This is a genomic window from Methylobacterium adhaesivum, assembly GCF_022179065.1.
GTDB lineage: Bacteria > Pseudomonadota > Alphaproteobacteria > Rhizobiales > Beijerinckiaceae > Methylobacterium > Methylobacterium adhaesivum.
Map to the genome: position 1 here is coordinate 39,356 of NZ_BPQD01000043.1, position 9,993 is coordinate 49,348.

At 69.9% G+C, this 9,993-nt stretch carries 12 protein-coding genes; 8 read left to right on the forward strand and 4 right to left on the reverse strand.

Annotation, left to right across the window (positions count from 1 at the left end; translation table 11 throughout):
* Positions 1 to 73: 73 nt before the first annotated feature.
* Both MFF01_RS21040 and MFF01_RS21045 read right to left on the reverse strand, forming a co-directional pair.
* Positions 74 to 541 carry a hypothetical protein gene (locus MFF01_RS21040; protein ID WP_238228333.1) on the reverse strand — a complete coding sequence of 156 codons (468 nt, stop codon included), beginning with the start codon at positions 539 to 541 and terminating at the stop codon, positions 74 to 76.
* Positions 542 to 707: 166 nt separating this feature from the next.
* Positions 708 to 1,640, reverse strand: coding sequence for an alginate O-acetyltransferase AlgX-related protein (locus tag MFF01_RS21045; RefSeq protein WP_238228334.1), 933 nt, complete (start codon positions 1,638 to 1,640; stop codon positions 708 to 710).
* Between the two features lie 84 nt (positions 1,641 to 1,724).
* Here MFF01_RS21045 and MFF01_RS21050 point away from each other — a divergent pair, with 84 nt between their 5' ends.
* From MFF01_RS21050 to MFF01_RS21065, 4 genes are all read left to right on the forward strand, one after another.
* A complete protein-coding gene (locus MFF01_RS21050) occupies positions 1,725 to 2,255 on the forward strand; it encodes a 2'-5' RNA ligase family protein (RefSeq protein ID WP_238228335.1) in 531 nt (176 codons plus the stop codon).
* Positions 2,256 to 2,292: 37 nt separating this feature from the next.
* Positions 2,293 to 3,069 (forward strand): phosphatase PAP2 family protein, encoded by a 777-nt coding sequence (locus MFF01_RS21055; RefSeq protein ID WP_238228336.1) that lies wholly within the window; start codon positions 2,293 to 2,295, stop codon positions 3,067 to 3,069.
* A gap of 84 nt (positions 3,070 to 3,153) precedes the next feature.
* Positions 3,154 to 3,522, forward strand: a complete 369-nt coding sequence (locus MFF01_RS21060) for a hypothetical protein (protein ID WP_238228337.1) — start codon at positions 3,154 to 3,156, stop codon at positions 3,520 to 3,522.
* An 86-nt stretch (positions 3,523 to 3,608) separates the two neighbouring features.
* Positions 3,609 to 4,922, forward strand: coding sequence for a Gfo/Idh/MocA family protein (locus MFF01_RS21065; RefSeq protein ID WP_238228338.1), 1,314 nt, complete (start codon positions 3,609 to 3,611; stop codon positions 4,920 to 4,922).
* Between the two features lie 99 nt (positions 4,923 to 5,021).
* Here the strand turns inward: MFF01_RS21065 and MFF01_RS21070 are convergent, their stop codons facing one another.
* A complete protein-coding gene (locus MFF01_RS21070; RefSeq protein ID WP_238228340.1) occupies positions 5,022 to 5,567 on the reverse strand; it encodes a PAS domain-containing protein in 546 nt (181 codons plus the stop codon).
* 144 nt (positions 5,568 to 5,711) lie between these two features.
* On the opposite strand from MFF01_RS21070, the gene MFF01_RS21075 reads away from it, so the two are divergent.
* Positions 5,712 to 5,948: a hypothetical protein gene (locus MFF01_RS21075; RefSeq protein WP_238228342.1), complete on the forward strand. Its 237-nt coding sequence runs from the start codon at positions 5,712 to 5,714 to the stop codon at positions 5,946 to 5,948.
* Positions 5,949 to 5,969: 21 nt separating this feature from the next.
* On the opposite strand, the gene MFF01_RS21080 is transcribed toward MFF01_RS21075, so the two are convergent.
* Entirely contained in the window at positions 5,970 to 7,397 is a 1,428-nt protein-coding gene (locus tag MFF01_RS21080; RefSeq protein ID WP_238228344.1) for a TAXI family TRAP transporter solute-binding subunit, read from the reverse strand.
* Between the two features lie 93 nt (positions 7,398 to 7,490).
* Between MFF01_RS21080 and MFF01_RS21085 the strand changes: the two genes are divergently transcribed.
* From MFF01_RS21085 to MFF01_RS21095, 3 genes are all read left to right on the forward strand, one after another.
* A complete protein-coding gene (locus tag MFF01_RS21085; RefSeq protein ID WP_238228346.1) occupies positions 7,491 to 8,084 on the forward strand; it encodes a regulatory protein RecX in 594 nt (197 codons plus the stop codon).
* A gap of 85 nt (positions 8,085 to 8,169) precedes the next feature.
* Positions 8,170 to 9,384 (forward strand): putative DNA modification/repair radical SAM protein, encoded by a 1,215-nt coding sequence (locus MFF01_RS21090; protein ID WP_238228348.1) that lies wholly within the window; start codon positions 8,170 to 8,172, stop codon positions 9,382 to 9,384.
* A gap of 44 nt (positions 9,385 to 9,428) precedes the next feature.
* Positions 9,429 to 9,993 (forward strand): TIGR03915 family putative DNA repair protein (locus MFF01_RS21095; RefSeq protein ID WP_373319831.1); only part of this gene is annotated, 565 nt, incomplete at its 3' end.

A 9,993-nucleotide genomic window follows, 5' to 3' on the forward strand; every position in this document is an offset into this window, starting at 1 on the left:
TCCGTCAAGGGATGGTTGCGCTCTGGCGAGGCAATTCCCCTCCCGTTAGGTCCCCGCCGTCACGCCCCTCCCATCAGGGCGCCGGCGCGCCGGCGGGCGCCTTCGTGTCGGTGACGAAGGTGCCCGCGTAGGCGCCCTTGGCGGCGTTGGCCTCGCAGGTGATGGCGGTCTTGCCCGGCGCCGGTGTGCTGAACGTGCAGGCCCCCACCGCCACGAGGGGGCCTTGGACCACGCCGTCCTTCGTGGTCTCGCTCGGGATCACGAGGTTGATGGGCTGGAGTGGGTCGGTCTCCTCCGTGCGCTCCTGTTGGGCGCCGTTGCCGCTGAAGCTGAGGGACCGTCCGTCGGCCGCGAAGTCGAAACTGGTGCGGCTGCGCGAGACGGTGTTCATAAGCGTGCCCTTGCAGGTCGCGGTCACGTCCTGGCCGGCGATCACGAGTTTCTCGCAGCGCCCCTCGAGCTTGACCGCCGTCTGCGCCAGGGCGGGACCGGCGAGCAGCAGGGGGGCGAAGGCGAGGGCGAGGCGCAGGGCGTAAGTCATGAGGCAGATGTATGGTGGCGTCCCGATCTGTCGAGGGGGCCGGACCACCTCTCTTGTTCGGCCGCGCTTGGATGTTTCTCAAGAAACTCCCGTCCTGCCGTCGTGTTCTGACCGCGGATCGACGGGGGCCGCGAGTTTCGAGGGGCGTTCCGAGCCGCCTTGTCCCTCAGGCGGCTTGCGGCGTCGCGCCGTCCCCCGGCACGTCCTTCTGAAAGGCGCGGATGTCGAAGCGGTCGTCCGGCACGCGGGTGAGGAAGCGCTCGGCCATCTCGAACAGCAGTAGGTCGGGCCGCACCGCTTCGATGTAGGTCCAGTCGAGGCTCGACGACCACACGAAATGCACCTCGCGGAACGTCTCGGCCAGCAGCCCCGTGAGCATGATCGGCGCGAAATGCGCGTAGGAATCACCGAACAGCACCACCGTGCGCGGATCGGCACCGGGGGTGTCGTTGCGGTAGACCACATGGGCGCCGACATGGAGGTCGGGCGCGCGTCCGGCTGCCTCGTAGGCCTCCACGAGGGGGCTGGCGTAGTGGCGGTGCGCGTCGCGGTCGATGATGCCGTGGCTCGCCGTCTCGGTGGGGGCCGCCGGCAGCTTGTCGCCGAGATCGCGCACCCGCGTCGTCTCGAAGCGCGGACGCGCGAAGAGGTCGGCGGGCGGCACCGCGCCGCAGGCCCGCAGCAGGGTGCGGTAGGCGAACAGGCAGCCGTCGTAGTTCCAGTGGGTGTCCGTGCGGTAGTAGAGCGGCACGGGGCCATCGCGGGCGGCCCGCATCGGCCCGAGGAGATCGACATAGGCCGGGTTGTCGATGAGGCGGCGGGCCAGCCACCGGGCCGGCGAGCGCCGCGCATCGAAGCCGAGCCCGTCCGTGCGGTCGTCGTAGACGGAGAGCTTTTCCGGCACGAGGGTGTGGACGTAGCGGATGCCGAGGCCGCGCGCCCGGGCTGCCCGGGCCTCGATGAGCTTCGTCCAGGCCCGCAGGCGCCACCACCGCGCGGGGGTCGCGCGATATTGCGCGAGCACGCCGTTGCTGCCTCCGATCAGGAAGAGCCAACCCTCCCGCCCCACATGGACGATCTCCCGGTGTTTTCGACGCATGGCGGGCTGTCTAGACGGCCCGTGTCGTCCTGAACAGGCCGGGACTGGACCCCGGCCCCCCGCCGCGCCATCTGCTCAACCATCATGACGAACATCGACGCGACGCCCGATCCCCTCATCCTCACGCTGGAGTTCGACGCGCCGACCTTCGCGTTCTTCGACGACCTGCGGCGGCAACACTTTCCCGCCGCCCTCAACAAGATTCCCGCCCACGTCACCCTGTTCCACCACCTGCCGGGACCCGACGCGCCGGGCATCGCCGAAACCGTGGCGGCGCTGGCCCGCGTGGAGGCGCCCCCAATGGTCGCCGTGACGGGGCTGCGCTTCCTCGGGCGCGGTGTCGCCTACACCCTGGAATCCGCCGGCCTCTCGGCTTTCCGCGGTCGCCTCGCCCGTGAGTTCGCCGCCGGTCTGACCGCCCAGGATGCCCAGGGCTGGCGCCCGCACGTCACGATCCAGAACAAGGTGGCGCCGGGCGAGGCCCGCGCCTTGCTCGCCGCGCGGGAGGCCGCGTTCGCGCCCTTCAGCTTCACGGCGCCCGGCCTCGTGTTGTGGCGCTATCTCGGCGGTCCCTGGGAACGCCGGGCGACCTTCGCGTTTGGAGAGAACCGATGATCCCCTCCACCCGCATTCAGAGCTTCCAGGCAGCGCGATGAAATCCTTGACGGCGTTCGGCCGCATCGACCCCTTGATCGGCCGGGTCAACGCCCTGCGCCTCGCGTTGCGCCTCAACGAGGTCGGCGCCGTCGTGGCTTTGCTCGCCGTCAGCCTCCTCGGCTACGGCTTCTTCGCCTTGGCGAGCGAGGTCGGCGAGGGCTCCACGGCGGCCCTCGACCGCAAGATCCTGCTCGCCTTGCGCAACCCGGCCGACCTGTCCGACCCCATCGGGCCGCGCTGGCTCGAGGAGACCATGCGGGACATCACCGGCCTCGGGAGCGTCTTCACCATCGTGTTCGTGACGGCGGTGGCGGTGGCCTACCTCGCCATGACCGGGCGCCGCCGGATCGCCGCCTTCGTGGTCGCCGCCATCGGCGGGGGCGAACTCGCCTCCACGGTGCTGAAGATGTTCTACCACCGGCCCCGGCCGGACCTCGTGCCCCACGGCATGGAGGTGTTCACGGCGAGCTTTCCCAGCGGCCACGCCATGATGTCTGCCATCGCCTACCTGACTCTCGCCGCCCTCGTCGCCCGGGTCGATCGCCAGCGCGGCGTGAAGGTCCTGGTGATTTTGGTGGGCGTGTCTATGACCCTGCTCGTCGGCTTCAGCCGGGTCTATCTCGGCGTCCATTGGCCGAGCGACGTGCTCGCCGGCTGGTGCGTCGGCGCGGCCTGGGCCGCCCTGTGCTGGTTCGTGGCCCTCCAGCTCCAGCGCCGGGGCGAGGTGGAGACGCCCGCGCAGGGGCCGGAGCCGGTTACCGGATCACGTTAACGCTTTGGTCAGAAAGGTGTCCGGCCCCTGCATCCATTGAGGTTTGGTTGTGATTGTCTGTCTTTGCAACCGATGGAGAATTCTTTGACCAAGATCCGCGAGCGCCGCCGCAATCCGCGTCAGCGCAGCCTCCTCGGCGCAAGCCTCCAGGCCGGGCCGGGGGGCTCGGCCACCGCCTGCCTCGTGCGCAATGTCGGTCCCGAGGGCGCGAAGCTCGTGGTCAGCGAGGCCGTGCCGCTCCCTGCCTCGTTCCCGATCACCATCGATGCGCGATCCGAGACGCGCACGGCCCACATCGTCTGGCGCGCAGGCGACTGCGTCGGCGTTCGCTTCGCCCCCACGGTGGCCGCCGGCGTCACGGTTCCCCTCCACCTCGTGCGCGAGTTGCGCGCTGTCCGGACGGAGAACGCAGCCCTGCGCGAACGTCTCGCCGCCACGGGCGGGGACGACTGACCGCAGGAACACCCCGGTTCGGGTAACGTTCCTCCGGGGTATCCGCCGCGCGGACTTCGCGGCGGCGGTTTTCGGAAGTGTTCTTGATGAGCGACGACCTCCCCCTCTCCCGGCGCAATCTCCTGCGCGCGGGCGGACTGACCGTCACCGGCGCGGCCCTCGGCCTTGGCAGCGCGCAGGCACAGGGGCAGGGGCTCCCGGGCCCGTCCGTGCCCGCCGATACGGGGGCGGTGCAGGGCGGCAAGGTGCTGTTTCCGAACTGGCGCGGCGCCGGCGACCGGGTGCCGCCGCCGCCGCCCGCCCCGATGCCGCCGGCCCAGCGCGTGGGCTTCGCCGTGGTCGGCCTCGGGCGCCTCAGCCTCGAGGAAATTCTGCCCGCCTTCGGCGAGACGAAGCGTGCCCGCCTCGCGGCGGTGATGTCCGGAACACCCGCCAAGGCCAAGCTCGTCGCCGAGCAGTACGGCGTGCCTGCCGATTCCGTCTACGGCTACGACGAATGGGAGCGGCTGGCCCAGAACCCGGCCGTGAAGGCCGTCTACATCGTCACCCCCAACGGCCTGCACCGCGACCATGTCGTGGCCGCCGCGAAAGCCGGCAAGCACGTGCTCTGCGAAAAGCCCATGGCCAATTCCTCGGCCGAGGCCCGCGAGATGATCGAGGCCTGCGCCAAGGCGAACCTCAAACTCATGATCGCCTATCGCTGCCAGTACGAGCCGTTCAACCGCGAGGTGACGCGCCTCGCGCGTTCCGGTGAATTCGGCAAGCCGCGCCTGATCCAGGCCTTCAACGGCCAGACCACGGGACTGCCCCAGCAATGGCGCCTGCACAAAACCCTGTCGGGGGGCGGAGCGCTGCCGGATATCGGCCTCTACTGCCTCAACGGGGTGCGGGCGCTCACGGGCGAGGAGCCGGTCTCCATCGAGGCGAGCCTGCATTCTCCGCCGGGCGACGGGAAGTTCGCCGAGGTCGAGGAGACGGTGTCGTTCACCCTGCGGTTCCCCTCCGGCATCATCGCCCAGTGCATGACGAGCTACGGCGTGCACGAATCGCGCCGCCTCCAGCTTCATACGGAGCGGGCCGACATCGATCTGCGCAACGCCTTCGCGTATCGCGGCCAGCACCTCGTGGTCTCGCGCCCGGACGGCGCCGTGGAATCGCAGGATTCGCGGATGCTGACCCCGAAGAACCAGTTCGCCCTCGAGATCGACCACATGGCCCGCTGCATCCTCGAGGACCGGCGCCCGCGCACCCCGGGCGAGGAGGGGCTGCAGGATCAGGTGCTGATGGAGGCGATCTACGAGGCGGCTCGCTCGGGGCGGCCCGTCACCGTCGGCCCACCCACGGGACGGGACGGCGGCCTCGACGTCACGCGCGGCCCGGAACTGGACGACGCCGACTAAGCCGGCGGCTGCCTCGTCGATCCGCGCGATCCCGATGGGCGCCTGCGCAGGGCCATCGACCTCGGCCCGCGCGCGACCATCCGGCGCCGGGCCGCGGGTTCAGTTGAGGACCCGCTCCGCGTCGATCTTCTTGGCGAGGGCGCGGCCGACTTCATACAGAGCCGCACGCAGGCCGGGCAGGGCGGACTTCGCGCCGTCGCCCTCGATCAGGGCATTGGCGATGAGGAGGTGGTCGGCGATGGTTTCGAGGTGATCGCTCGTCACCGTCGCCGGATGCGGGGGCGGGGGAACGAAACGGCCCATCCGGCCGACGGCCGTCAGCACGTTGGGCGCATCCGGCGTCAATTCGGTCATGGAGCCGAGGTAGCCGAGGAAGGTCCGACCCGGCGGACCGAACGACGGAACGCCGCCCGCTCCGATCCACCGTATGCCGCCATCGGCCGAAGACAGGCGGAACTGGACGCTGAACTCCGACCGCTCGTCGATCGCCTGGATCAGGACCATTCGCACGACCTCACGGTCATGCTCGTGAACACAGGACAGCCAGCCCTCGTTCAGCGCGACGCTGACGGGTTGGCCCGTCAGGCGCGTCCATTCCTGGCTGACATGGCTCAGCGCTCCAGCCTGATCGACCGCGAAAATCACGGAGGAGCTCCCGCCTCAATGCAGCATCCTCGAGGATCTACTGTGAGGCCGATCACCGAATGCGAATCAGTCAATCGTGCTTTCCCGTATGAGCGCAACCCATTGCGGTTTCTCCATGGTGCGACTTATGGTCTGAAAATGACGATGGACGAACCAGAGGGTCTCATTCGTGCGCGCCTGATACGGATCGCCCAAACCCTCGACCTGCCGCCGGACTACTTCTTCACTGCGGCCGCGACGCAGGGCGACATCGCCGCCGCGGTGGGCGACATGGCCGAGGCGAACGAATGCCTGCGGCTGTGGTGGAGGATCCGGACTCCGCAGGGGCGCCGCCGCGCCCTCGAAGCCCTGCGGGCCCTGGCAGCGTCCGAGGACGTGTGAGGCAAACGGACGGACGGCGCGCTACTCGGCCGCCGGTGTGTGAAGGGGCAGCAGGCGGGCCGTGCGGGTCCGGGTCGGGCTGCGCATGGTCCCCGGCCCCGGCGCCTCCAGGGCGTGACGCGCATCGTTGACGGCGGCGTGGACCGCGTCGATGGCGAGGATGAGGGCGCTGATCGTGCGGGTGTCGATGTTGCGCTCGCGGGCATGTCGAACGACGTCGGCCACGAGACCGTCGGTCTCGCACACGAGGCCGTCGAGGGTTTCCTGGGTGCGTGCCTCGCGGATTTCGCGCAGGAGATCGAGGAGCCGGTCGAGCACCACGTCGATCCGCTCCCGCCGCTCACGGGCGAGGCGCTGGCCGAGCCAGGCGATGCCCGAACCGATGGTGCCGCCGAAGAAGGCGAGGAAGTAGATGTAGTCTTCGTAGCGCTCGAACAGCGTCTGCTGCTCGCGCTCGAAATAATCCACCGCGCCGGGGTGGTTGGGCAGCCGCGCGCTCGTCGCCGCGACGGTGGAATCGAAGTCCGGCGCCTTCATCAGATTGGCCAGGGGCGCCTGGGGGGCGAGCTTGGAGCGCCACTCGAACAGGTGCTGGGTCACGGACGCGACGGTGAAGCGGCTGACGCTGCCGCGCGCCATCAGCCGGTACGAGGCGCCGACCGTCTTCACATCCTCCTCCGGCCGCTTCGGCCGGCCGCCGAAAGTGCCGGCCGGAATCGTCACCGCCTGCAGCTCGGGCATTCGCTGGATGATGGCCTCGCCGTCGGGCACGTCGACGAAGGTGACCTGCTTCTCCGGAGAGGCTGCCTCCACGGCGCGGACCGTGGAGATGGCGGCTTTCGAGGCCGGGGCGGCGATGACCGCCACGGCGTCGACGCGTCCCTCCGTCACGGCGGCCGTCACCTCGTTGGGCTTCAGGGGCACGAGGGTGACGCGGGCGGGACCCGCCTTGTCCTGCGTGGCCTCGCCCGGCGGCCCGGCGGTGAAGTCGTAGAAGCCGAGGAGATTGGTCACGAAGGGCACGTCCGCGCCGTGCCGCTCGACGATGCCGAGGCGCTTGCGCGACAGGTCGGGAAAGCTTTCGAGGGCGGCCGAGGCGGGGGCCACGATGAGCAGGGCCTCGTCGTGCAGGATCGCCAGGGTCAGGCCGTTCTCCGGCAGAAGGACGTCGGGGCGCACCACCGCGAGATCGGCCGTGTTGCGCTGCAGAGCCTCGGCACTGTCGCGGACATCGTCGTAGGGGACGATTCTGAGGCGCACATCCTCTCGCCCGCGGGCCAGGGCGCGGGCATAGGTTTGAAGCAAAGTCGCCTCGGCGCCGTCGCGCGGTCCGACCGCCACCGTCAGCACCGTCGGGCGCGACAGGTACACCACCGCGCCGGCCAGGGCCGCGAGGCCGAGGGCGAGGGCGACGAGGAGCCATTCGCGTCTCAGGAGGATTGCCGGCATGACATGCTCGAGCCCTCATCCATCGTTGTGATCCGGCATCCGACGAATCCGGTCGACCCTGACCCGGAAACCTGTCTGAAGCGTGAAGAACCCATGAACGCCGCCAACGTTGCAAAGCCCGCAAATGCCGGGCCATCCGCCAAGGCCACGCCGCCCGTCACCGCCGCCTATCTGGAGCGTGCCGCCCTGCATTATCTCGAACGCTACAGCGCCTCCGTGGCGATGCTGCGGCGGACGCTTCAGCGCCGTGTGGAGAAGCGCTGCCGCCTGCGCGACGAGGACCCCTCGGTCCATGCAGAGGCCATCGAGGCCGTGGTCGCCCGCGCGGTGAGCGCCGGCCTCGTCGACGACGCGCGCTTCACCGCCGGCCGGATGGCGGCCCTGCGCCGACGCGGCACCTCCGCCCGTGCCCTCTCGGCCAAGCTCGCCGCCAAGGGCGTGGCGCGCGACCTCGTCACCGAGGCCATGGCGGCCGAGCGCGATGCGGCCGACGCCGAGGGGACGGACACCGAAGAGGCGGCGGCGATGGCCTATGCGAAGCGCCGACGCCTCGGGCCGTGGCGCCGGCCGGAGACCCGCGAAGCGCACCGCGACCGCGACCTCGCCGCCATGGCCCGGGCCGGGTTCGCCTACGGCCTCGCCCGTCGCATCGTCGAGGCGGAGCCGGAGGAGGGGCCGGAGTCCTGAGCCTGCGACGATCCGGCAGGGCACGAAACCCGAATTCGGCGCGATAAAATTTGAACGAAGGGCGAACGGGGACCATTTTCCTCAAATGGACGAAGCCCTCGCGAAGAAGCTGCGCATCCTCGCGGATGCCGCCAAGTACGACGCCTCGTGTTCCTCGTCCGGCGCTCCCAAGCGCACGGCGGGCAAGGGCGAACTCGGCTCGACCACGGGGGCGGGCATCTGCCACGCCTACACTCCGGACGGGCGCTGCATCTCGCTTCTGAAGATCCTACTGACGAATTACTGCCTGTTCGACTGCGCCTATTGCGTCAATCGCCGCTCGTCCAACGTTCAGCGGGCGAAGTTCACCGTCGAGGAGGTCGTGACCCTCACGGTGGAATTCTACAAGCGCAACTACATCGAAGGGCTGTTCCTCTCGTCCGGCATCATCAAGTCACCGGACCACACCATGGAGCTCTTGACGCGGGTGGCCAAATCGCTCCGGCGCGACCACGGCTTTCGCGGCTACATCCACCTGAAGTCGATCCCCGAGGCGAGCCCCTGGCTCATCGAGGAGGCGGGCCTCTATGCCGACCGCCTCTCCATCAACGTCGAGCTTCCCACGGAGGTAAGCCTCGCGCGCCTCGCCCCCGAGAAGGACGGCGCGGTGATCCAGCATGCCATCCAGCAGATCGGCGAGCGGATCGTCGAGGCCAAGGCGGAGAAGCGCCGGTTCTCGCCCGCCGGACAATCGACGCAGGTGATCGTGGGCGCCGACACCACCACCGACGAGGCGCTGATGCGCAAGAGCGCGCTCCTGTACGGTTCGTTCAATCTCAAGCGGGTGTATTACTCGGCGTTCAGTCCGATCCCCGACGGCTCCACCATCCTGCCCCTGAAGTCGCCCCCGCTCCAGCGCGAGCACCGGCTGTACCAGGGCGACTGGCTGCTGCGGTATTACGGCTTCACCCCCGACGACGTCGCCGACGCGACGGAGGACGGCATGTTCGCCCTCGACGTCGATCCGAAGCTCGCCTGGGCCCTGAAGCATCGCGCGCATTTCCCCCTCGACGTGAACCGGGCCGACCGGGAATGGCTCCTGCGGGTGCCGGGCCTCGGCGCCAGGGCCGTCGACAAGATCATCCGGGCGCGCCGTCACACCCGCCTGCGCCTGGAGGATATCGCCCGCCTCACCTCGGGGCTGAAGCGGGCGCGCCCGTTCCTCATCGCGGAGGATTATCGGCCGAGCGGCGGGCTGACCGATCGCCTCGACTTGCGGGCGCGCCTCGCCGACCCGCCGAAGCAACTGAGCCTGTTCTGATCGTGGCGGCGGGGGCCGATCTGTTCGGGGGCGGACCGCAGGCAGTGCGCCTTTCGCCCGGCGCCGATGCCGCGGGATTTCGCGACGCCGTTCGGCGCCTCGCCGCCGCCGCCGTTCCCCCGGAGCGGGTGATCTGGTCCGTCGGCGAGGCGCCCGGCCTGTTCGGGACCCCTGAGGCGGTCACCGACGCCCCGGCTCTGGCCTTACCGCGCGGGGTCGGCGACCTCGTCACAAAAGTGGTGCCGCATCGCGACCCCGAACGCTACGCTCTCCTCTACACCCTGGTCTGGCGCGTTCTCCACGGCGAGCGTCGCCTGCTGGAGGTGTCGAGCGATCCCCTGGTCCACCGCCTGGAGCGGATGGCCAAGGCCATCGCCCGCGACCTGCACAAGATGCACGCCTTCCTGCGGTTCCGCCGGGTCGAGGGCGAGGGGCCCGAGCGCTTCGTCGCGTGGTTCGAGCCCGACCACCACATCCTGGCGGCGGCGGCGCCGTTCTTCGTCGGCCGCTTCCGCAGCCTGCACTGGACGATCCTCACCCCCGAGGCCTCGGCCCGGTGGGACACGGTCGACCTCAGCTTCGGCCCGCCGGGGCGTCCTCGCGCCGTCC

Bases quoted from the DNA above. Each gene is read 5' to 3' on its own strand.
- MFF01_RS21065 (WP_238228338.1), top strand. From the start codon at position 3,609: ATGAGCGACGACCTCCCCCTCTCCCGGCGCAATCTCCTGCGCGCGGGC.
- MFF01_RS21045 (WP_238228334.1), bottom strand. From the start codon at position 1,640: ATGCGTCGAAAACACCGGGAGATCGTCCATGTGGGGCGGGAGGGTTGG.
- MFF01_RS21040 (WP_238228333.1), bottom strand. From the start codon at position 541: ATGACTTACGCCCTGCGCCTCGCCCTCGCCTTCGCCCCCCTGCTGCTC.
- MFF01_RS21090 (WP_238228348.1), top strand. From the start codon at position 8,170: ATGGACGAAGCCCTCGCGAAGAAGCTGCGCATCCTCGCGGATGCCGCC.
- MFF01_RS21050 (WP_238228335.1), top strand. From the start codon at position 1,725: ATGACGAACATCGACGCGACGCCCGATCCCCTCATCCTCACGCTGGAG.
- MFF01_RS21080 (WP_238228344.1), bottom strand. From the start codon at position 7,397: ATGCCGGCAATCCTCCTGAGACGCGAATGGCTCCTCGTCGCCCTCGCC.
- MFF01_RS21075 (WP_238228342.1), top strand. From the start codon at position 5,712: ATGGACGAACCAGAGGGTCTCATTCGTGCGCGCCTGATACGGATCGCC.
- MFF01_RS21055 (WP_238228336.1), top strand. From the start codon at position 2,293: ATGAAATCCTTGACGGCGTTCGGCCGCATCGACCCCTTGATCGGCCGG.
- MFF01_RS21085 (WP_238228346.1), top strand. From the start codon at position 7,491: ATGAACGCCGCCAACGTTGCAAAGCCCGCAAATGCCGGGCCATCCGCC.